Origin of the sequence: Parabacteroides goldsteinii DSM 19448 = WAL 12034, assembly GCF_000969835.1 — a bacterium.
GTDB lineage: Bacteria > Bacteroidota > Bacteroidia > Bacteroidales > Tannerellaceae > Parabacteroides > Parabacteroides goldsteinii.
Genome location: NZ_KQ033912.1, coordinates 1,151,111 through 1,174,334, shown reverse-complemented (window position 1 = coordinate 1,174,334; position 23,224 = coordinate 1,151,111). Strand labels below are relative to the sequence as shown.

Below are 23,224 nucleotides of genomic sequence, written 5' to 3'. Positions count from 1 at the left end.
TACATTAATATATATAGTCTGTTTATTTTTTACTCGTCATTATCTGCTGCACTAAACACATCGGCAAATAAATTTTCTGCAAAAAAGAAGGTCGCATTACAGAAAAGTAATGGGTCTTTGATCAATGCGATCGTATTGCTTTTCCCATTGTTGGCAATAACGTTTTCGGCCGGATAGGTCTTATATTTCTTTTCGTTGTTCGGATCGTATTGATATGAAATATCCGTCAGCTCTACATTATATTTCTCGTCGTGGCAATAGATTCTCATCTTGTACTTGACGATTGTTTTATCCGTATCGTTCAGAAGTAGTTCGACCTTGGAGTTGATAAATATCGTTCCTTTCGATTTGTTGGAATTGACACTCGACAGGAAAACATCTTTCCCATAATTCTTCTTGGCCCATTTGTCGATCGCTTTAAACAATTCGCCTTTCTTTACGCCTTCAACGTCTACTTCGTCGCTGTAGCAAACCTTCCCCTCTTTCATCGGGGCACACGACTCTACACTGCCTTTATGTCCCTGTGCCATAGCAAGCACGGGACATATCAGCAATAGCAGTAATATTGTTTTCTTTATCATCTTTGTATTTATCTGATCCATACGTTAAGTATCTCTCCAATAACGATTTTCTGTTGTCCTTCGCTTGACTCGCCCTGCTTAACGCACTGAATCATGAACCAGGTTTCCGTATCATCTTTTTTGGTGAAAGTGATCGTGTAGATGTCGTTATCTTTGACTGCTTTGTAGACTTCACTTTCCGGGCTGATAGAAATAGAAGCGATATTCTTTCCGAACATCTTGCCCATTTCTTTCCAGGTGGCATATCTCTCGATCAGATTCTCTTTATCTGCCGGTGTTACCTGCATTCTGCTATCCGGCAGCATATTCAATAGGGTAGACGGGATTTTATCCGGTTCGAAAGCGGATAAACCCTGGCATACCTCTGTATTGTTGCCGACGGGAGCCTGTGCGATTTGCTGGGCAGGAGCTGCCGGTCTGACTGTTTGTTGCTGCTGTTGCACCGGAGTTGCAGGGGTAAGGGCATAAGCAGGTGTTACCGTACCGGCCGGCTGGATACCGAATGCGGCATCGGCACTCTGGAACATATTTTCCGCAAAATCAACTGTTTTACGACGGAACTTGCCGTTACCGCGATTCAGTTTATCTTTCTTTTTGTTCAGTGCATATTTGTCTGTGATCCATTCTTCTGCTGTGTACTTTTCAGGTTCACGCTGATAGGATACATTGTATTCGTAGCGGATGCCGGCCAGTTTAATTTTAGCTGCATTGTCTTCGCATTCGATGGTTACGCGGTAATCCATCAGTGTGCGGTCCAATGATAAAGCTGTGCTTTGGAATACCAGGTATTCTTCACCTACTGCTGCAATATCGCCTTTGTCCTTGTCAGAATAGACCAGTCGGCGTCCTTCTTCGCTGAAGAACTTTTCGGCCCATTGGTACATGATATCGTAAATCTGCCCTTTCGAAAGCAACGGCATATTTATCTCTTTGGTAAATACGACTTTGCCTCCTTCTTCAGGGATAGCACCGGCTAAATACTTTTGATCTTCCTGTGCCATAAGCAGGGAAGGAATAAATAAAAGGAATAATAATAGCTGTTTCATGGTCAATCTGTGTTTTTTTACTGGCAAAGATATATATTTGTACTTGAAATTAACTAAGAGAGTGACAAATAATTAATCTAATTACTATTTGACAAAGAAAAAAAGCCTATATTTGCACCCTGTGAAAAAACGAAAATAAATAATGTAATAACATAAACTCAAGATTCAAATGCAAAACAAAGGATTTGTAAGGGTCTTCGCGGTGTTACTTACGCTTGTATGTTTGTTCTATCTATCGTTCTCATTTGTAACAAGATATTACAACAATAAAGCCGCTGAGTATGCGGGAGGGGATCCGTCGAAAGAGAGTCTTTATTTGGACTCATTATCTACTCAGAAGGTGTGGCTGGGCTATACGCTTAAGCAATGCCGTGAAATGGAAATTAGTTTAGGACTTGACCTGAAAGGCGGTATGAACGTCGTTCTGGAATTGAATGTGGCAGATGTAATCCGTTCGCTTTCAAATAATAACCAGGATGAGAACTTCAACAAGGCTTTGGATTTAGCTTATGCTCGCCAGGCAACCAGTCAGAAAGACTTTATTGACTTGTTTGCAGAAGAGTACAAGAACCTGGATAATGGCGCACGTTTGTCTGCTATTTTCAGTACATTTGAGTTGAAAGATAAAATTACTCCGCAGAGCACAGATGCTCAGGTCGTTTCAGTATTAAAAGACGAACTGAAGAGTGCTATCGATAATTCATTCAACGTATTGCGTACCCGTATCGACCGTTTCGGTGTGGTATCTCCTAACATCCAGCGTTTGGAAACAGCAGGACGTATCCTGGTGGAACTTCCGGGTGTAAAAGAACCGGAACGTGTTCGTAAATTGTTACAGGGCAGTGCAAACCTGGAATTTTGGGAAACTTATCAGTTGCCGGAAGTTTACCAACAGTTGGTTGCTGCCGACAATGTACTGGCTACTGTTTTGAAAGAACATAACGACGAAGCAGCCGTAACTGAAACAGAAACTGTTTCTGCCGATGGTACTGAAACAACTGCTACGGAAACTGTTACAGATAATGCTGCCGCTACTAGCGAAGCTGATTCTCTGTTACAGCAGATCGCTCAGGATAAACCGGAAGCTCAGGCTAACCAGTCGATGGAAGAATTTGCAAAACAGCATCCGTTGTTTGCCTTGTTACAGATCAATCAGTATAACGGCCAGTTAGGTCGTGGTGCTGCCGTTGGTGTGGCTAACGTAAGAGACATTCCTAAGATTAACGAATACCTGGCAATGAAACAGGTGAAAGACGTGTTACCTCGTAACCTGTCTTTGAAATGGGGTGTTAAGGCTATCGACGAAAAAGAACAATTTTTCGAATTATATGCTATCAAGGTTACTAACCGTGACGGAACGCCTGCTTTAGGTGGTGACGTAGTAACTGATGCTAATGCAGACTTCGTACAGCAGGCTGGCCGTTCAGAACAGCAGGTTAGTATGGCCATGAACGCAGAAGGTGCTAAGGCATGGGCTCGTTTGACAAAAGAGAATATCGGTAAAGCTATCGCTATCGTTCTGGATGATATGGTTTATTCCGCTCCAAACGTAAATGACGAAATTACCGGAGGACGTTCTCAGATTACAGGTCACTTCACTCCGGAAGAAGCGAAGGACTTAGCTAACGTATTGAAATCAGGTAAGATGGCTGCATCTGTACATATCGTACAGGAAGACGTTGTCGGTCCGTCACTGGGTCAGGAAGCTATCAGCTCAGGTGTTATCTCCTTTGCTTTGGCATTGATCCTGTTGATGATCTATATGTGTGCATTCTACGGAATTATCCCGGGTCTGATCGCAGACGGTGCATTGGTATTGAACATCTTCTTCACGATGGGTATCCTTGCTTCTTTCCAGGCTGTACTTACTTTGCCGGGTATCGCCGGTATGGTGTTGACACTGGGTATGGCAGTCGATGCTAACGTGTTGATCTATGAACGTACAAAAGAAGAGCTTCGAGCCGGTAAGTCGTTGAGCAAAGCTATTGCCGATGGTTACAGTAACGCGTTCTCTGCTATCTTCGACTCCAACTTGACATCTATCATTACAGGTGTTGTATTGTTCTACTTCGGTACAGGTCCTATCCGTGGTTTCGCTACTACAATGATTATCGGTCTGTTTGCTTCTTTCCTTACTGCGGTCTTCCTGACTCGTATGGTTTATGAAGCATTATTGGCTAAGGATAAACTGAAGAATGTAACATTTGTAACATCTATCACGAAAGACCTGTTGACTAATCCGAAGATCAACTTCCTGGGTGCCCGTAAGACTGGTTATCTGATTCCTGCCGGTATCGTTCTTTTGGGAGCGATCTCCATGATGACGATCGGTTTGAATAACGGTATCGACTTCACCGGTGGACGTAACTATATCGTTCGTTTTGCACAGGATGTAAAAACGGATGAAGTTCGTAATATGCTGGACGAAAAACTGGATGGTGCTGTAAGTGTTATCACGATCGGTACACCGGATCAGGTTCGTGTTTCTACCAACTATAAGATCGACGATGCCGATCCTGCTGTAGACCAGGAAATCGAATCATTATTGTTCGAAGGCGTTAAACCGCTGCTTCCGGAAGGAACAACATTGGATCAGTTCACAACAACTTACATCCAGAGTTCTCAGAAAGTGGGACCGAGTATGGCCGACGACATCAAGAACAGCGCTATCATGGCGGTTATCTTCGCGATGTTCTGTATGGCAGCTTATATCCTGCTTCGTTTCCGTGACTGGTCGTTCTCAGTAGGTGCATTTGCCTCAGTAGCAGTGACAACATTGTGTATCATCTCTTTCTATACTTTATTATGGAAAGTGTTACCGTTCTCTATGGAAGTCGACCAGACATTTATCGCGGCTATCCTGACGATTATCGGTTACTCTATCAATGATACCGTGGTTGTATTCGACCGTATCCGTGAAACAATCGGTCTGTATCCGAAACGCGATCGTTACCAGGTGATCAATGACGCTTTGAACTCAACGTTGTCTCGTACATTCAATACATCATTGACAACATTGGTTGTAGTACTTTGTATCTTTATCCTGGGTGGTAGCACAATCCGTAGCTTTACGTTCGCTATCTTGCTGGGTATCATCGTAGGTACATATTCTACACTGTTCGTTGCAACTCCGATTGCATACGAAATACAGAAAAGAAAGATCAACAAAAAAGCTGCCGAAGCTGCTAAGTAACAGACAGTTTTTATGAAATAATGAAAAGGCCATCTCATTGCGGGATGGCCTTTTTTCTTGTTTACAATATGCTTCTAAACATATAGCCGAAATTGTCCGGTTGCACGGAAATATCTACCTTGTAGGCCACTTGCAATTGTTTTATTCTGACAAATTGTAAGTTTATTTTAAAACGTCATCAGTTATGGATATACATCTAGGTAGCCAATTGCCGGCATATCCTTCTTTTGTTGCCGGTATCCGCCGCGCCCCCGATCGCGGTTATTCCCTTACGTCTGCACAAACTGAAACAGCATTGAAAAATGCCTTAAGGTACATTCCGAAAGAACTTCATGAGACATTAGCACCTGAATTTATGGAAGAGCTTCGTACCCGTGGAAGAATATACGGGTATCGTTATCGTCCGGAGGGTGATCTGAAAGCACGTCCCATTGATGATTATCGAGGAAACTGCCTGGAAGGAAAAGCTTTCCAGGTAATGATTGACAATAATCTCTGTTTCGACATTGCCCTCTATCCTTATGAGTTGGTGACGTATGGAGAGACAGGTCAGGTCTGTCAGAACTGGATGCAATACCGGTTGATCAAACAATATCTGGAGATCATGACACAGGAGCAGACCCTGGTGATTGAATCGGGCCATCCGCTCGGTTTGTTCCGTTCCAGGCCGGATGCTCCCCGGGTGATTATCACCAATTCGATGATGGTCGGTATGTTCGATAATCAGAAGGACTGGCATGTGGCAGCCCAGATGGGGGTTGCCAACTATGGTCAGATGACAGCCGGAGGGTGGATGTATATCGGACCGCAAGGTATTGTACATGGAACCTTCAATACGCTCCTGAATGCCGGTCGTCTTAAACTCGGCATACCGCAGAATAAGGACTTGCGAGGACATCTTTTCGTCTCGTCCGGGTTAGGAGGAATGAGCGGGGCACAGCCGAAAGCGGCTGTTATTGCCGGTGCTGCCTGCATTGTGGCGGAAGTGGATCGATCGCGAATAGAAACACGCCATTCGCAGGGATGGGTTCAGTTGGTTACAGATAACGAGGCCGAGGCTTTTCGCCTGGCTACGGATGCTTGCCGTGCCAAAGAGCCTCTTTCGATTGCTTATCATGGGAATATTGTAGACCTGTTGGAATATGCCGCATCGGAATCTATTCCTATCGACTTGCTGAGCGACCAGACTTCGTGTCATGCTGTTTATGAGGGTGGATACTGTCCCGCAGGAATCTCTTTCGAAGAACGTACGCGTTTGCTTTCGGAAGACCAGGAAACGTTTTGTGCTCTGGTGGACCGTTCTTTGCGCAGGCATTATGAAGTGATAAAACGGTTGGTCGAGGGCGGAGCCTATTTCTTCGATTACGGCAATTCATTCCTGAAAGCGATTTATGATGCCGGTGTAAAAGATATATCCAGGAATGGTATCGATGAGAAAGATGGTTTTATCTGGCCGTCTTATGTGGAAGATATAATGGGACCGGAATTATTTGATTACGGCTACGGTCCTTTTCGCTGGGTTTGTCTGAGCGGGAAAAAAGAAGACCTGGTCAAAACCGACCATGCCGCCATGGATTGTATCGATCCGGACCGGCGGGGACAGGACCGTGATAACTACAACTGGATACGCGATGCCGAAAAGAACAATCTGGTAGTAGGCACACAGGCCCGTATCCTTTATCAGGATGCCGAAGGCAGGCTGAAGATTGCGCTCCGTTTCAATCAGATGGTTCGTGACGGAGAGATCGGGCCGGTGATGCTGGGACGTGACCACCATGATGTCAGCGGGACAGACTCGCCTTTCCGGGAGACGTCCAATATCTACGACGGTAGTAACGTCATGGCCGATATGGCTGTACAGTGCTTTGCCGGAAATGCAGCCCGCGGAATGAGTCTGGTAGCCCTTCATAACGGTGGTGGTGTCGGTATCGGTAAAGCGATAAACGGAGGATTCGGTATGGTTCTCGACGGAAGTAACCGTGTTGATGAAATATTACGTTCCGCCATGTTATGGGATGTAATGGGCGGTGTGGCGCGCCGTGCCTGGGCACGTAACCGGCATGCTCTGGAAACAAGTGAAACATTTAATAAGAATAATGAGAATCAGTATCATATCACTCTTCCTTATATTCCGGAGGAAGAATTGATACGAAAAACAATAAAGACCTCTTTAAATACCTGAATTTATGAGTAGTTGGAATAAAATTATGGAGTGTGTCCCCAATTTTAGTGAAGGTAGGGACTTAGGGAAGATAGAAAAGATTATTGAGCCGTTCAGAGCCAGGCAAGGAGTAAAACTGTTGGATTATAGCAATGATGAAGATCATAACCGCCTGGTCGTTACTGTAGTCGGTGAACCTGAGGCGTTGAAAGCCGCCCTGTTGGAGGCTGTAGGACAGGCAGTCGCTTTGATAGACCTGAACCGGCATAGCGGACAACATCCGCGGATGGGAGCTGTCGATGTGATCCCGTTCATCCCGATCAAAGGATGTACAATGGATGAAGCGATTGCTTTATCCAAAGAAGTTGGTGAACAGATTGCAACCTTATACCAGGTCCCTGTGTTTTTATATGAGAAGTCGGCAACCGCCCCTCACCGGGAGAATCTGGCAGCAGTCAGGAAAGGTGAGTTCGAAGGGATGGCTGAGAAGATTAAACTTGCAGAATGGCAGCCGGATTTCGGACCGTCGGAGCGCCATCCGACAGCCGGTACGGTTGCCGTTGGTGCCCGCATGCCGCTTGTTGCTTATAATGTCAATCTGGGTACGGCCGATCTGAATATTGCCAGCGATATTGCCCGTAAGATCCGTTTTATCGGCGGCGGTCTTCGTTATTGTAAAGCAATGGGAGTCGAACTGAAAGAACGGGGTATCGTGCAGGTCTCGATTAATATGACCGACTATACTCGTACGGCCTTGTACCGCGCTTTTGAACTGGTGAAGATAGAGGCTCGCCGTTATGGTGTTGCGGTTGTAGGTAGTGAGATTATCGGATTGGTTCCGATGGAAACATTGATTGATACAGCTTCTTTCTATTTAGGGTTGGAAAACTTTTCCATGAACCAGGTGTTAGAAGCTAGAATAATGGAATAAAACATGAAAGGAGATAAATTACTGATAAGGAACGCATCGCAAGTTGTAACCTGTTCCGGTTTTGAAGCAAAAAGAGGGACGGCAATGTCTGATCTCCATATTATAGAAGATGGAGCAGTGGTTGTTTCCGAAGGTGTTATAACGCATGTCGGTCCGACAAAAGAAATAGTACGTCAGGTAGATCCGGACGAATACCTGGAAATCGATGCCAGTGGAAGGGCATTGCTTCCCGGGTTTGTGGATAGTCATACCCATTTTATTTTCGGTGGTTATCGTGAAGAAGAGTTTTCCTGGCGGTTGAAAGGCGACAGCTATATGTCGATCATGGAGCGTGGCGGCGGTATAGTCAATACGGTCAATGCCACCCGTGAACGTGATTTCGAGCAACTGTGGAGTATCGGTTATGAACGGCTCGACGAAATGTTGGACATGGGCGTAACGACGGTGGAAGGGAAGAGTGGATATGGTCTTGATTTCGAAACCGAACTGATGCAGTTGCGTGTAATGGCAGACCTCAACGAGGAACATCCGGTCGATGTCGTGTCCACTTATTTGGGAGCTCATGCCGTTCCCCCTGAATATACCCACCAGACGGATGATTATATTACTTATATGATCGAACAGGTCCTGCCGGAACTTCGCCTGGAGAGAACGGTTACTTTCTGTGATGTTTTTTGTGAACAGGGAGTATTCTCGGTAAAACAGAGTGAACGTTTGTTACGTGCCGCCCGAAGCCAGCGGTTTAAGTTGAAGATGCATGCCGATGAGATCGTATCTATTGGAGGTACGGAACTGGCGGCCCGTCTGAAGGTTGTCAGTGCCGACCATTTGCTGCACGCTTCGGATGAAGGCATTCAACGGTTGGCACGCAGCGGGGTGATTGCCACCTTGCTTCCGCTCACGGCCTTTTCGTTGAACGAACCTTATGCCCGTGGTCGTGAGATGATTGACGCCGGTTGTGCAGTTGCGCTGGCTACCGATTATAATCCCGGCAGTTGTTTTTCCTGTTCTATCCCGATGCTTTTCGCTTTGGCGTGTATCCAGATGAAACTGACTCCGGAAGAAGCGGTTACCGCTTTGACGATTAACGGAGCTGCGGCTTTGGGGCGTGCCAATAAGATCGGCAGCATAGATGTTGGAAAGAAGGCCGACCTGATCCTGCTGAAATATCCGTCCTATAAATTCCTTCCTTATAATGTGGGAATGAATATCGTGGATACGGTGATTAAGGACGGAATCATTTATATGATTTGAGAAACAGTTTATTCATTGTTTAATACCTTAAATATAAATACCATGCTTGTAGACTTGACAATTAAAGAATTTCTGGCGGAAACAGCCAGTAACGCACCGGTTCCGGGCGGCGGAAGTATTTCAGCCTTAAACGGTGCTATCGCTACTGCATTGACAGAGATGGTCGCCAACCTGACCATCGGGAAAAAGAAGTATGCCGATGTGGAAGGGCAGATGAAAACGATCGCTACGGAAGCGGCCCTGATCCGTGAGCGCCTGATCCGCGACATCGACCGTGACAGTGAAGCCTACGATCGTGTGTTTGCCGCCTTTAAACTTCCTAAAGAAACGGAAGAGCAGATCGCCGAACGTGCCCGGGCCATTGAAGATGCCACGAAAGAGGCGGCTATTGTTCCTATGCAGGTTGCCGAAGAGATCGCGTCTGTGATGGAAACCGTCATTTATGTGGCACATAAAGGAAACCGGAATGCCGTTACCGATGCTTGTGTTGCCATGATGACTGCCCGTACCTGTGTCTTGGGAGCTCTGCTGAACGTACGTATCAACCTGGCTTCCATCAAAGACGAAGCTTTTGTGAAGCAGATGAAAGTGAAAGCCGACCATCTGGAATCGGAAGCGATCCGTATTGAAACGAAGTTACTGGATTGGGTTAAAACAATAGTATAACATGAGCAATGTCTATTATGTAGGTTCTGAACCGCTGACATTCGATAGCATTGAGTTGATCCTGACTCAGAACATGAAGCTCGAGTTAAGCCAGGAAGTGCGCGAACGCATCCAGCGTTGCCGCGACTACCTGGACCGGAAAATCGAACAACAGGATGGTCCGCTTTATGGCATTACAACCGGCTTCGGCTCGTTATGCAATAAAAATATCTCGCCCGACGAACTGAGTACCTTACAGGAAAACCTGGTGAAAAGTCATGCCTGTAGTGTCGGTGACGAGGTGAGTCCCGTCATTGTCCGGTTGATGATGCTGCTGAAAGCACACGCTTTGTCTTTGGGCCATAGCGGTGTACAGGTTATTACCGTACAACGTATCCTCGATTTCTTCAATAATGATGTCCTGCCGATCGTTTATGACCGGGGGTCCCTGGGAGCTTCCGGCGATCTGGCTCCGTTGGCGAATCTCTTCCTGCCGCTGATCGGAGTGGGAGATGTCTATTATAAAGGAAAGAAGCGCGAAGCGATCAGCGTATTGGATGAGTTTGCCTGGAAGCCCGTACGCCTGAAAAGTAAAGAGGGACTGGCTTTACTGAACGGAACACAGTTTATGAGTGCAAATGGCGTTTTTGCCCTGATGCGTGCTTTTCGTCTTTCCCAAAAGGCGGATACGATAGCGGCCTTGTCTTTGGAAGCCTTCGACGGTCGTATCGATCCTTTTATGGATTGTATCCAGCAGATGCGTCCTCATCCGGGACAGATTGAAACGGGAGCAGCTTTCCGCCAGTTGTTGGAGGGAAGCGAACTGATCAACAGGAAAAAGGAACATGTGCAGGACCCTTATTCTTTCCGTTGCATCCCGCAGGTTCACGGAGCGACAAAAGATGCGATCAATTACGTTTCCGGCGTATTGCTCACGGAAATTAATTCGGTGACGGATAATCCGACCATCTTCCCGGAAGAAGACAAGATTATTTCGGGTGGTAATTTCCATGGTCAGCCATTGGCCATTTCTTTCGACTTTCTGGCCATCGCTTTGGCTGAATTAGGAAATATATCCGAACGCCGTGTCGCCCAATTGATCATGGGACTTCGCGGTTTACCGGAATTTCTTGTAGCCAATCCCGGACTAAACTCTGGTTTTATGATCCCGCAATATGCTGCTGCAAGCATGGTCAGCCAGAATAAGATGTATTGTTATGCCGCCAGCAGCGATTCGATCGTATCCAGCAATGGTCAGGAAGATCATGTCAGCATGGGAGCCAATGCTGCAACCAAACTATTCAAGGTAATGGATAATCTCGATCATATCCTGGCGATTGAATTAATGAATGCGGCACAAGGAATGGAGTTCCGCCGTCCGGCCAGGACTTCACCTGTCCTTGAAAAATTCCTGAGAGACTTCCGGAAGGAGGTCCCTTTCATAGAGGATGATATTGTAATGTACACGGAGATCCATCGTACGGTGGCTTTCCTTCGGAGGTATCCGTTGTAGTTACGCTGATCGTAGATAGTTCAGCTATATGTTTTGAGAGACCTTTGTTTCTGAATTATCCGTGTGGATATGGCCTGATTGTAGAGCCGAAGCTTTTGAATATAAAGCTTCGGCTCTAATTTTTTATGAGAATTTAACTGACTAAAAAAAACGATCGTTTTTTTTAGTCACCGCGAAGGTACTCACATTTTTTTATTTATAGATGTTTATAAAAAGAAAAAACGACTGATTCATTGCATTTTATACTTAGAAATACGCTCATAAATCAGGTGTCTTCTTTTACTCAAAAACAGCTAAAATCGTGACTAGAAAAAACGATCGTTTTTTCTAGTCATTCAATATTTTCATATAAAGAAAATCCACTGTTACAGAGGTTTGTATTTATATTTTTGGCTTTGATTGTGTAATAGAATTCTAAGTAGACGCTTTCTGATGGATATAAGCATACGGCAATTAAGAAATAGTAATGAGCAAATGTTTAAAAGTATTGTAGAATCTTATTGGCCCCGTTTACATAAGTTCGCCCAGATTTATGTATTGGATAGAGAGGTGGCCAAAGAGATTGTGCAGGATACTTTCCTTGTTTTGTGGAAACAACGGGAAAAATTGGACAAAGAGACCTGTCTGATAACTTATTTAATGGTGATATGCCGGAATAAATGTTTTAATTATTTGAAAGGTTTACAATTGGAGCAGGTCGAGATTAATGATTTAAATGAGTTTGCTATTTATCAAAGAAGTAATGTTTACGTTTTGGAAAATGATTCGTTGGAAATACTGATGACAAAAGAGTTGGCATCGGCTATAGAAGCTTCATTATCGAAATTATCTGCACGTACAAGAGATATTTTTATGATGAGCCGTTATGACGGTTTCAAAAACAAAGAGATAGCCGAAAGTCAGTGTATAACGGTTAAAGCTGTCGAGTTTCATATCAACAAGGCCCTGAGTCATTTGAGAGATGATCTGTCCAAAGAATATCTCATTCCTATTATTTTTTTGATTTTGTATATAGGATTGAAAAAATAATTGTATTGTTTGTGTGGTTGATTATCAAAGCTTTATGGTGTGGCTATGAAAAAACTTACCAAAAAGTGAAAAAAATCTCCATTTTCTACTAGGGTAAATTTAAAAAAAGTTGTTCCTCCTCTGTCTGGTATCAAAAGATAGATTATGAACAACGATTTAGTTATACGATTTATAGAAAGAGAATGCACAATAGAAGAAGCGCGTGAAGTTCTGCGGTGGATTGAGGCAACTGAAGAGAACAAGGCTGTTTTCTGTCAAATGCAGGCTGTACATGCTTCTATTGGAATTGATCATTCAGACCGTACAGAAAAAGTAAACCCGGAAGATGTCCGGAAGATAATGAAAGAAATAAGCCGCAAACGGTATCGGCTATTACCTTATGCCGCTGCGGTTGTTTGTGCTGCTGTGGCTGTCCTGTTATTTATTTTCTCCCCTTTGAATGAAAGAAATCTCAGAGAATATGAAAAAGTCCTGGCCGGAATTGAAGAAAAAAAAGAGATTACTCTGACTGTCAACAATGATAAGGAGATAGAATTGTCTGATACTTCGATTGTTGTTACGTATGATAAAAAAGGACAAATCCTGATTAATGATACAGTGGCTGTTCCCGGGGGGAGGGAGAATCTTGATCATTTGAATACGATCCGTGTTCCTTACGGGAAGCGTTCCACTTTGATTCTGGCTGATGGTTCCAAAGTGTATCTCAATTCTGGTTCGTCATTAGTCTATCCGGCTGTGTTTGCCAAAGATAAACGTGAAGTTTACCTGGATGGTGAGGCCTATTTTGAAGTATCGAAAGAAGCACGGCGGAAATTTGTTGTGCAAACGGCTTATAAAGCAGTGGAAGTATTGGGGACGAAGTTTAATGTATCGGTCGATAAAAGGCAAAGCCTGTTTGAAGCGGTATTGGTGACTGGTAAAATCGGTTTGGAAAGTAATACCGGCAAAATAGAACTTATCCCGAACCAATATTATGGTTATGATCCGGATTCCGGACAGGATGAACTGAAAACAGTAGATGCCAGGGATTACATCTCCTGGATTGAGGGGAGGCTCAGATTTAATCGTGAGCCTTTGGATAAAGTAATCCATCGGTTAGAGAAATCTTATAATATAAAAATAGAAATTCTTGATTCTAAATACCTCAAATATCAAATATCGGGTAATCTGGATTTGAAAAGTACGCCGGAAGAGACAATGAATGTTCTGATGAGGATTCTTATTCCGGGTTATAATTCTCAAAAACAAAAGTTATACCAAATAAAAGAGAAATGATTATGAAAGCCTATGTAATTAAAAAATTATTGTTTAACAAAAAGAATCTATCATTATGAGAAAGAAGACAAGCACTAGTAAAGCTGGTCTATGCGGACGAGCATCCTGGAGAAGGTTCCTGGTTGTAGGTTTGTGTAGTTGTGTTTCATTGACAATGTATGCCAATGTATTAAAGTCACAGGTGAGTTTATCCTTCAATAATACTACATTGAAGGATGCTCTGGAACAACTTCAGGAACAAGCGGGAGTGAGTATTATTTATTCGAACAATGTGTTGAATGATGAGGCGGTTGTAAATCTTAATTCCAAAAAAATTTCATTGGAAGATGCTTTACATATTTTGCTTCTTAATCAGAATTGCTCGTATAAAGTGGAAAATGGGCAGGTTATATTGTACCCTGTGGAGAAAGTACAACCGGCAGTCACTGTAGTCGCTCAAGAAGGTTTTAAGGTAAAAGGTAGTGTTTCTGATGTTACAGGTCCTTTGGCTGGTGTAAATATTATGGTAAAAGGAACTATGACAGGTGTTATATCTGACATGGATGGTAATTTTGAAATTACTGCCCCTTATTCAGGAGCTAGTTTGATTTTTTCTTATATCGGTTATCAACCTCAGGAGGTACAGATAAATGGACGAAATACTCTAAAAATTACACTGGTGGAAGATACTAAAGCTTTGGAAGAAGTTGTTGTCATAGGTTATACTACTCAGAAAAAAGCAACAATTACTGGGTCTATATCGACCATAACTACCAAAGATTTAAAGCAAAGCCCGACCGCAAACCTGAATAATGCCCTGGCGGGTAGAATGCCTGGTTTGATGGCTAATCAGTTTGGTGGTGGTGAACCAGGTGTGGATGGAGCAGAGATACGTATCCGTGGTATGGGTACATATGGAGACAAATCTCCGATTGTCATTGTAGATGGTGTTGAACGCGACATGAGTTATCTGGCTCCTGAAGAAATCGAGACTTTTACAATTTTGAAGGATGCTTCTGCAACTGCTCCTTATGGTGTTCGTGGTGCTAACGGTGTTATCATTGTTACGACTAAACGTGGTAAAGCTTCTGAAAAGCCTAGTGTGAATTTTAAGGCATCGGTAGGGACAAATGCTCCGGTTAAATTTCCTACTTATTTAGGATCTGCGGATTATGCAACCTTATATAATGAAGCTATGATAAATAGTAATCCCGGAACAGATCCTTCAAAACTTGAGTTGTTTACGCAGGATGCTATTAACAATTACAGAATGGCTAAAGGAGATAATTCCGACGGTTTAGGCTATAACTGGGACTATTTTGATTATGCGTTTAAACCGGGAATTCAACAGGATTATAGTTTGTCTATCCGAGGAGGTTCTGAGCGTGCGCGTTATTATGTGATGGCTAATTATTATTCTCAGGATGGAAACTATGAGCATACAGATTTGACGGAACACGATACTCAGGCTAGGTTTAAGCGTTATAACTTCCGTGCAAATGTCGATGTCGATATTACAAAAGATTTTTATGTGCGGGTAGATTTAGGCGCTCGTATTACGGATCGTCATGCTCCGGGAACAACAGCATCTACAGTTGTTAGTTTATGTAATACGTTGCCTCCTTATTTGCCGATAACAGTACCTGAAAATGATAATCCTGATAATGAAGATTATGTATTGAATAATCCATACGGCATGTTGTATGGGGATTATAGGCATCGTAAAAATATTTTAGGAGAGTTATCAAGAACCGGATATCTGATTGAGAAGAAAACTTATCTGAACGGATCATTTGCAATCGGACATAAACTTGATTTTATAACAAAAGGATTGAAAATTGAAGGAGTTTTCTCTTATGATGCCTCTGAAGGTAACTGGGTCAATCGGAAACTAGGTGTCAATAAAGATGGTTATATGGAGTTTACTAAATATGCTACATTCCAGCCAGCAGAAGGTAGTTACGGTTCATTTTATATGAATAATCCGAATTATACGGGTAAATATATATTAGGAAATCCCTGGTATGACAAAGATGAGACAATAGAGAATACATTTAGCCATAATGCAGCTGAAAGTAAGACTTATTATCAGTTAAAGCTAGATTACGCACGTACATTTAATGATCATGATGTTACGGCTATGGTTTTGTTAAATCGTTCAAACCGGAGTTATGACAATCGTGTTGCTTATCGTTATCAGGGGCTGACAGCAAGAGCGACATACGCTTTTCAGAATAAATATTTGGCAGAGTTCAATATTGGATATAACGGTTCTGAAAACTTTGCACCGGGTAAACGATACGGAACATTTCCTGCCGGATCTATCGGATGGGTTATTTCCCGGGAAAAATTTATGAAGGGAACCGATAAATGGTTGAGCAATCTTAAATTGAGAGCTTCTTATGGTTTAGTTGGTAGTGATAAAATTTCTGATAATAATGATGACCGTTTTGCTTATTTGCAATTTTTTCAGGGAGGAGACGGTTATTCGTATGGTGTGAATGAATTTGGAAATGGATACAACGGGTTGAAAGAGGGGAATTTTGCGAATCCGAATTTAACTTGGGAAAAAGCACGTAAGTTGAATATCGGTATTGACGCTTCTTTCTTTAATGAACGTCTGACTTTCTCAGCTGATTATTTTTATGAACATCGTTTTGATATTATAACTAACTTAAGTAATTCCGGAAAATTGGGATATCCAGGAATAGTCGGAAAGGATGCACCATTTGTTAACTCAGGTATTGTGGATAATAGAGGTATAGACTTTGAGATCGGCTGGAATGGTAGTATAGGAGATGATTTCCGTTATTATATCAAGCCAAATTTCACATTTGCACGAAATAAGATCAAATTCATGAATGAAGTATCGTATGATAATGACTGGCGTGCAAATACCGGAAAACGTATTGATGAATATTTTGTTTATGAAGTAGACCATTTCGTGTATGACCAGGCGGAAGCTGATCGTTTGAACTCTATGAATAACGGGGAAGGTTTCCAACCTTGGGGAACGTTATATCCAGGTGATGTAGTTTATAAAGATTTGAATGGAGACGGAAAAATAGATGACGAACATGACCGTCGTGCGATGGGAAATCCTCGTACACCGGAAATTCAATTTGGTATTCCTCTTGGTCTCCAGTATAAAGGTTTTGACTTGAGTCTGTTATTTCAGGGAGCTGCCAACTCAAGCATTTTGTTGAACGGTGCAGGTGTATGGGATTTCCCACAGTATGATAATGACCAGATTGGTAAGGTAAAACCGATGCACATGAACCGGTGGACTGAAGAAAGCAAAGATTTTGCAACTTATCCTCGTTTGACAATTGGAAAGAATGACAATAATAAGAATGAGAACAGTAGCTTATTCTTATATAATGCTTCTTATTTGCGTTTGAAGAATGTTGAGATTGGATATACTTTACCCAAAAGTGCTATTCGCTTTGCCGGGTTGCAGAATGTTCGTTTTTATGTACAAGGCATGAACCTGCTTACTTTTGATGGGTTGGATCATGTGGATGTTGATCCTGAAACAAATAATGGAAACGGTGCTTGGTATCCTATCCAGCGCATATTCAATTTTGGTGTTGATATTACTTATTAATTTAATAACAAACGACAATGAAGAAATTATATATATTAGCCGGCTTGGTTGTAGGATTATTATGTGTGACATCCTGTGATGATTATTTAGACCGTACTCCGGATGACAAAACGACAGAACAGCAAGTTTTCACACGTTATGATAAAGTCGAGTCATTGGTTACCGACTTATATGCACATGCAAAATATGCACAGCATCCATTGATTTACTTTAATCATTTCGGTTTGTCGAGTATTTCGGATGAATGTAGTGCAAGTAGCCATGAAGGGGCAATTCCACATCAATTTCATACAGGTAATTATGGTCCTTCTCAAGGAATGCCCTCTGGCAGTAGCGCAGGACAATACTGGGATGATTTGTATTCTACTATTCGCTCTTCTAATATAATATTGGAAGGTATTGCAAAATACAATACACCGGATAATCCGCAGGATGGACGAACGGGAGATTTAAAAAGGCGTATTGGTGAAGTTTATTTTTTGAGAGGTTATTTGCATTTACTTTTGATCCGTTCTTATGGTGAAGCTGTTTATGTCAATCGTGTAATAAATCCGGGGGATGATATGACTTTTGAGAAAGAATCGTTCCATTCGATGGTTGAAAAAATCTGTGCAGATGCTGATTCGGCTTATAATCGTGTTGATAGCTGGAATGGAGGACAATACTTCGGTCGTGTCGATAAAGGAGCATGTTTGGGCTTGAAAGCTATGGCTCGTTGGCTTGCAGCTACACCTCTTTGGAATGGTGGTAATTTACCGAATGATAATCGTATCTTCAAGTCCGAATACGGTTATGACCAGAAACGTTGGGAATTGGCAAGAGATGCAGCTAAGGCTGTATTGGAATGCACAAAAGAGGACGGCTCTTTACGTTATAAATTATACGAAACCTATACAAAGGATGACTTCAGAGATGTTGATGGTAAAACTGATACGAATAATAAAAAAGTCCAGCAACGTTTGTGGCAGATGATGTATGATATGAATGCTATCCAGGATGAATGGGTTTGGTTCGTAACAAGAGATAAAGATACGGGCTGGTCCGGCGACGTATTGCCTCCGTCACAAGGAGGTCATGCCCGTCAACGACCTTTGCAGGAACAGGTTGATGAATATGAATATATTGCTCCGGATGGATATGGTTATCCTATCTATTGCAATCATGCAGAAAAAGATGGATACGATGATGGCAATCCTTATGAGGGCATTCAACGTGATCCTCGTTTGTATCGTGATATTCGTTATCATGGTTCCTGGTATGGAGGTAACCAGTTGAATACAGCTGAAGGTAATGATGCGGTCGGGGGGAGTTATTTGGATCAGGCTTCTCATACGGGGTATTATTTGAGAAAGTTCTATAAAGATGGTTGGGATCGTGGTCATGGTGGCCATACTATTAACGGACCGGCTATTTGGCGCTTACCGGAATTCATTTATATCTATTGTGAGGCCGTTAATAATCTGACAGGTCCTAATGATGAAATTTATAATTTGATTAACAAGGTTCGTGACCGTTCTTTTATGGCGCCAATGCCACCGGCTGCAAAATCGGATAAAGAATTGATGGAAGAATATATTCAACGTGAACGTCGCGTAGAGTTATTTTATGAAAATAATCGTTATTGGGTTGCCCGTCTTTATCTCCAACCTGGAGATTATAACACGACCTCCAATGTAAAAGCTTCGGAATGGCCATATCCGAAAGATCAGCGTCAGTCTCATGGGATGAAACCGGTAGAAGATCCTAATGGAAAAATAGAGGTTAATGGAAAAAAATATCGTATGGAGCGTTTTGTTGTAGAAGATAACCGTGTGTTTAGTGCTCCCAAATCGTATTTATGGCCGATTTTACAGGAAGAACTGAAGCGTTGTCCTTCCCTGGTACAGAACCCCGGCTGGTAAGATAAGCCGGAACTCCTTTGTGTTTTTAATTTGATGAAAAGCCTGCTGTTTCAATTGAGCGGCAGGCTTTTTTTATCAATAGATCCGTTGAAGTTAAATAATTCATTATACATTTGTAAACTTAATTTTTTAGACAAATGAAATTATCAGTAGCAATCCTTTCGCTCGCAATCCTATCGGGCGGGAATGCCTCGTTTGCCCAAACCGACAAACAAGACAAAAAGGCGAAGGCCTATATGGTAGCCGACGCTCATCTGGATACCCAATGGAACTGGGATATCCAGACAACGATCAAAGAGTATGTTTGGAATACGCTCAGTCAGAATCTGTTTCTGCTGAAACGCTATCCCGACTATGTGTTCAACTTCGAAGGTGGTGTGAAATATGCCTGGATGAAGGAATATTATCCGGCGCAGTATGAAGAAATGAAAGAGTATATCAGGAACGGCCGCTGGCATATCTCCGGCAGTAGCTGGGATGCAACGGATGTGCTGGTGCCTTCTACCGAGTCGTTTATCCGCAACATTCTGCTCGGACAAGAGTATTACCGGAAAGAGTTCGGAGTGGAGAGCACGGATATCTTCCTGCCAGATTGTTTTGGTTTTGGCTGGACATTGCCGACGATCGCTGCCCATTGCGGTCTGATCGGTTTCTCCTCCCAGAAACTAGACTGGCGTAACCATCCCTTTTACGGAAAAAGCAAACATCCTTTCATGATCGGTTTGTGGAAGGGAGTGGACGGTGCTTCCATCATGCTGGCTCATGGTTATGATTATGGCAGAAGATGGAAAGATGAAGATCTGTCCGAAAGTAACTATTTGCTGGAACTCAGCAAACGTAATCCCTTCAATATCGTCTATCGTTATTATGGAACAGGAGATACGGGCGGTTCACCAAATCTCGCCTCTGTCCGTTCTGTTGAAAAAGGTATTAAAGGCGATGGCCCGGTGGAAGTGATCAGCGCCACCAGCGACCAAATGTTCAAGGACTTTATGCCTTATGACAAACATCCTGAACTGCCGGTTTTTGACGGCGAATTGTTGATGGACGTGCACGGTACGGGTTGCTATACCTCGGAAGCTGCCATGAAATTGTATAACCGTCAGAACGAAGTACTGGCAAATGCCGCCGAGAATGCTGCCGTTGCCGCAGATTGGTTGGGAACTGCCGCTTATCCGTTGAATACATTGACTGATGCCTGGAAACGCTTTATCGTTCACCAGTTTCATGACGACCTGACGGGTACAAGTATTCCCCGAGCCTATGAATTTTCATGGAACGACGAACTAATCTCTCTCAAACAGTTTGCCGGTGTACTGACTTCTTCTGTGAGTGCGGTTGCCGGTCAGTTGGATACTCGTGTAAAAGGTATTCCGGTTATACTTTACAATGCCCATTCTTTTCCGGTAACCGACCTGGCGGAAGTTGTGCTGGATATGCCGAAGTCACCGAAAGGATTTACCGTTTATGACGATAAAGGAAAGAAAGTTGCGGCCCAGATGCTTTCTTATGATAATGGGAAAGTCCGCTTGTTGATCGCAGCTTCCGTTCCGGCAAGTGGTTATGCCGTTTATGATGTTCGTGAAGGAGGTTCGGTAACCCGTATGGTTTCAGTTGAAGCGAACGCATTGGAAAACTCCATGTATAAGATCCGTCTGGACGGAAAAGGAGATATCGTCTCTCTTCTCGATAAAAAGAACAATAAAGAACTGGTGAAGGAAGGTAAAGCGATCCGTCTGGCTCTTTTTACAGAAAACAAATCGTATAACTGGCCTGCCTGGGAGATTATGAAAGAGACGATAGACAAAGAACCAGTCTCTATTACCGAAGATGTAAAGATCTCTCAGATCGAGAACGGAGAGTTGAGGAAATCCCTTTGTATAGAGAAACGTCATGGACAGTCCGTATTCAAACAATATATCCGTTTGTATGAAGGTAGCCGTGCCGACCGTATTGATTTCTACAATGAAATAGACTGGCAGTCGACCAATGCTCTGCTGAAAGCTGAGTTCCCGTTGAGTGTCTCAAATCCCGAAGCAACCTATGACTTGGGTATCGGAAGTGTTAAAAGAGGAAATAATACGCAAACAGCCTATGAAGTATATGCACAGTATTGGGCAGACTTGACGGATGCAAACGGTTCCTATGGTGTATCTGTCCTGAATGACAGTAAGTACGGTTGGGATAAACCGAATGATCATACAATCCGGTTGACTTTGCTTCATACGCCGGAAACCAAAGGCGGTTATGCTTATCAGGATCGTCAGGACTTCGGTTATCATACATTTACTTATAGTCTGTTGCCTCATTCGGGAGGATTCGGGAAAGCACAAACAGGTGTCTGTGCCGATAAGTTGAACCAACCGATCATGGCATTTGCCGCCAACAAACATGCCGGTCGTCTGGGTAAATCTTTCTCTTTTGTCAATTCGGATAACACAAGTGTCGTTATCAAGACATTAAAGAAAGCCCAGGTATCCGACGAATTGGTGGTTCGTGTCTATGAAACCGGTGGAGTAAAGGAACAGATTGCCGAAATTTCTTTTGCCGATGCCATTGTCAGTGCAAGCGAAGCGGACGGAACGGAGAAGACGATTGGTAAAGCTAGTTTCACTGGTAATAAGTTACAGGTATCTGTTAAACCCAATTCGGTGAAGACGTTCAAGGTTAAGCTCAAACCATCGGATGTTTCGGTCGACAAACTGCAATATGCGAGTCTGCCTTTGAATTATAACAAGAAATGTGTCAGTTGGAATGAATTCCGTCGTGAAGCCGATTTTGCTTCCGGTTACTCTTATGCCGCAGAATTACTTCCTGATTCGATCGTTGTCAGCTCCATTCCTTTCAGGTTGGGTGAAAAAGAGGCTGTAAACGGTTTGACTTGTAAAGGAGACACGATAGAACTACCGGCAGGTGACAGCTATAACCGCATTTACTTCCTGGCTGCATCGAGGGAAGGTGATAGCGAAGGAACTTTCAGACTGGGAAAAACGGAACATGCGATAACAGTTCCCGAATATACCGGCTTTATCGGTCAATGGGGACATCTGGGGCATACGGAAGGTTTCCTGAAAGAGGCAGAAATCGCTTATGTCGGAACTCACCGCCATGCTCCGGAAGGAGACGAAGCATACGAATATACCTATATGTTTAAATTTGGTATGGATATTCCCAAAGGGGCGACCCAACTGGTTTTACCGGATAATAAAGATATCGTGCTATTTGCGGCAACGGTGGTGAAAGAAGAGAATCCGCAGGTGACTCCTGCCTCCGGGTTATTCCGTACGGCATTGAAACCTCAGCAGGGCGATAAGGCAAATGCTCCGAAAGTCAATCTGATGAAAGGGGCGAAAGTGATTGCCTGTTCCGGTTTCGTCAATGAGGAAGAATCTCCCGAATGCATGATCGACGGTGATACGCAGACGAAATGGTGTGATATTACCGGCGTGCCTAATTATGCAGACTTCGATCTGGGTGAAACAAAAAATGTCAGCGGTTGGAAGCTGGTGAATGCCGGACAGGAAAGCCATTCTTATGTGACCCGTACTTGTTTCCTCCAGGGAAAGAACAGTTTGTCGGAAGAATGGAAAACATTAGGACGCCTGGATGACAACCGTAAGAATGAAGTAACCGGTTTGCTTACAAAACCGGAATCAGTCCGTTATATCCGTTTGTTGATCGCCCAGCCGTCGCAGGATACAGGTAGTCGTGACGCCCGTATTTATGAGTTGGAGGTTTATTGACGGATTGTCTGACAAAACATATTAATTTATTAAACTAAAGCGTCTGAATCGGATTTTATTCTGATTCAGACGCTTTTTTTGCTCTCCGAAAAAGTTTGTACACTTCTCCTTTCAGGTTTCATTCGCATGGCAGCCTTGAAAAATAAAGAACTGAAATGAAGGGTTGTATGTTTAGGCTTTTAAAATGCCGATGGCTGGTTATTCGTTCGTCTACCAATAGTTATCCATTTATCTACGGATAGTAGTCCGCTGGTAAAGCATAGGTGTTTCGAAATGTTAAGTCAGGACTTTTGATAACGAAACATATATGTTTTGAAGACAAAAGTCCTATGTTTTGCCAGTCGTTATTTTACCTTGAATTTTCGT

Annotated in this window: 13 protein-coding genes; 11 read left to right on the top strand and 2 right to left on the bottom strand. The window is 43.1% G+C overall.

All coding sequences use genetic code 11. The features are described 5' to 3' along the window. Nucleotides 1-29: 29 nt before the first annotated feature. Together HMPREF1535_RS04570 and HMPREF1535_RS04565 are read right to left on the bottom strand one after the other, a co-directional pair. On the bottom strand, nt 30-602 hold the full coding sequence (locus HMPREF1535_RS04570) for a DUF4468 domain-containing protein (RefSeq protein ID WP_010801889.1): 573 nt from the start codon (nt 600-602) through the stop codon (nt 30-32). Next, a complete protein-coding gene (locus HMPREF1535_RS04565) occupies nt 590-1,627 on the bottom strand; it encodes a DUF4468 domain-containing protein (RefSeq protein WP_046145422.1) in 1,038 nt (345 codons plus the stop codon). The genes HMPREF1535_RS04570 and HMPREF1535_RS04565 overlap by 13 nt, the downstream gene beginning before the upstream one ends. 169 nt (nt 1,628-1,796) lie before the next feature. Between HMPREF1535_RS04565 and secDF the strand changes: the two genes are divergently transcribed. The 11 genes from secDF (at nt 1,797) to HMPREF1535_RS04510 (ending at nt 22,858) form a co-directional block, all read left to right on the top strand. Beyond that, nucleotides 1,797-4,820: a protein translocase subunit SecDF gene (secDF, locus tag HMPREF1535_RS04560; RefSeq protein ID WP_046145421.1), complete on the top strand. Its 3,024-nt coding sequence runs from the start codon at nt 1,797-1,799 to the stop codon at nt 4,818-4,820. A 184-nt stretch (nt 4,821-5,004) separates the two neighbouring features. After that, nucleotides 5,005-7,002 carry a urocanate hydratase gene (gene hutU / locus HMPREF1535_RS04555; RefSeq protein WP_046145420.1) on the top strand — a complete coding sequence of 666 codons (1,998 nt, stop codon included), beginning with the start codon at nt 5,005-5,007 and terminating at the stop codon, nt 7,000-7,002. A gap of 4 nt (nt 7,003-7,006) precedes the next feature. Then, entirely contained in the window at nt 7,007-7,912 is a 906-nt protein-coding gene (gene ftcD, locus HMPREF1535_RS04550) for a glutamate formimidoyltransferase (protein ID WP_046145419.1), read from the top strand. Nucleotides 7,913-7,915: 3 nt separating this feature from the next. Further along, entirely contained in the window at nt 7,916-9,166 is a 1,251-nt protein-coding gene (hutI, locus tag HMPREF1535_RS04545; RefSeq protein ID WP_007655114.1) for an imidazolonepropionase, read from the top strand. Between the two features lie 42 nt (nt 9,167-9,208). After that, nucleotides 9,209-9,832: a cyclodeaminase/cyclohydrolase family protein gene (locus HMPREF1535_RS04540; RefSeq protein ID WP_046146402.1), complete on the top strand. Its 624-nt coding sequence runs from the start codon at nt 9,209-9,211 to the stop codon at nt 9,830-9,832. A gap of 1 nt (nt 9,833) precedes the next feature. Continuing rightward, on the top strand, nt 9,834-11,324 hold the full coding sequence (hutH, locus tag HMPREF1535_RS04535; RefSeq protein ID WP_046145418.1) for a histidine ammonia-lyase: 1,491 nt from the start codon (nt 9,834-9,836) through the stop codon (nt 11,322-11,324). 474 nt (nt 11,325-11,798) lie between these two features. Continuing rightward, nucleotides 11,799-12,353, top strand: a complete 555-nt coding sequence (locus tag HMPREF1535_RS04530; protein ID WP_224263527.1) for an RNA polymerase sigma-70 factor — start codon at nt 11,799-11,801, stop codon at nt 12,351-12,353. A gap of 144 nt (nt 12,354-12,497) precedes the next feature. After that, the gene (locus HMPREF1535_RS04525; protein ID WP_046145417.1) at nt 12,498-13,628 is read left to right on the top strand and encodes a FecR family protein; all 1,131 of its coding nucleotides are present in this window, start codon (nt 12,498-12,500) and stop codon (nt 13,626-13,628) included. 55 nt (nt 13,629-13,683) lie between these two features. After that, complete coding sequence (locus HMPREF1535_RS04520; protein ID WP_046145416.1) at nt 13,684-17,214, top strand: SusC/RagA family TonB-linked outer membrane protein; 3,531 nt, start codon at nt 13,684-13,686, stop codon at nt 17,212-17,214. A 17-nt stretch (nt 17,215-17,231) separates the two neighbouring features. Next, complete coding sequence (locus HMPREF1535_RS04515) at nt 17,232-19,115, top strand: RagB/SusD family nutrient uptake outer membrane protein (protein WP_007655107.1); 1,884 nt, start codon at nt 17,232-17,234, stop codon at nt 19,113-19,115. Between the two features lie 137 nt (nt 19,116-19,252). Beyond that, nucleotides 19,253-22,858: a glycoside hydrolase family 38 N-terminal domain-containing protein gene (locus tag HMPREF1535_RS04510; protein WP_046145415.1), complete on the top strand. Its 3,606-nt coding sequence runs from the start codon at nt 19,253-19,255 to the stop codon at nt 22,856-22,858. The last annotated feature ends 366 nt before the right edge of the window (nt 22,859-23,224 follow it).

What these genes read in the sequence shown, in the direction of transcription:
- HMPREF1535_RS04570 (WP_010801889.1), bottom strand. Translation starts at nt 602, where the DNA reads ATGGATCAGATAAATACAAAGATGATAAAGAAAACAATATTACTGCTA.
- HMPREF1535_RS04565 (WP_046145422.1), bottom strand. Translation starts at nt 1,627, where the DNA reads ATGAAACAGCTATTATTATTCCTTTTATTTATTCCTTCCCTGCTTATG.
- secDF (WP_046145421.1), top strand. Translation starts at nt 1,797, where the DNA reads ATGCAAAACAAAGGATTTGTAAGGGTCTTCGCGGTGTTACTTACGCTT.
- hutU (WP_046145420.1), top strand. Translation starts at nt 5,005, where the DNA reads ATGGATATACATCTAGGTAGCCAATTGCCGGCATATCCTTCTTTTGTT.
- ftcD (WP_046145419.1), top strand. Translation starts at nt 7,007, where the DNA reads ATGAGTAGTTGGAATAAAATTATGGAGTGTGTCCCCAATTTTAGTGAA.
- hutI (WP_007655114.1), top strand. Translation starts at nt 7,916, where the DNA reads ATGAAAGGAGATAAATTACTGATAAGGAACGCATCGCAAGTTGTAACC.
- HMPREF1535_RS04540 (WP_046146402.1), top strand. Translation starts at nt 9,209, where the DNA reads ATGCTTGTAGACTTGACAATTAAAGAATTTCTGGCGGAAACAGCCAGT.
- hutH (WP_046145418.1), top strand. Translation starts at nt 9,834, where the DNA reads ATGAGCAATGTCTATTATGTAGGTTCTGAACCGCTGACATTCGATAGC.
- HMPREF1535_RS04530 (WP_224263527.1), top strand. Translation starts at nt 11,799, where the DNA reads ATGTTTAAAAGTATTGTAGAATCTTATTGGCCCCGTTTACATAAGTTC.
- HMPREF1535_RS04525 (WP_046145417.1), top strand. Translation starts at nt 12,498, where the DNA reads ATGAACAACGATTTAGTTATACGATTTATAGAAAGAGAATGCACAATA.
- HMPREF1535_RS04520 (WP_046145416.1), top strand. Translation starts at nt 13,684, where the DNA reads ATGAGAAAGAAGACAAGCACTAGTAAAGCTGGTCTATGCGGACGAGCA.
- HMPREF1535_RS04515 (WP_007655107.1), top strand. Translation starts at nt 17,232, where the DNA reads ATGAAGAAATTATATATATTAGCCGGCTTGGTTGTAGGATTATTATGT.
- HMPREF1535_RS04510 (WP_046145415.1), top strand. Translation starts at nt 19,253, where the DNA reads ATGAAATTATCAGTAGCAATCCTTTCGCTCGCAATCCTATCGGGCGGG.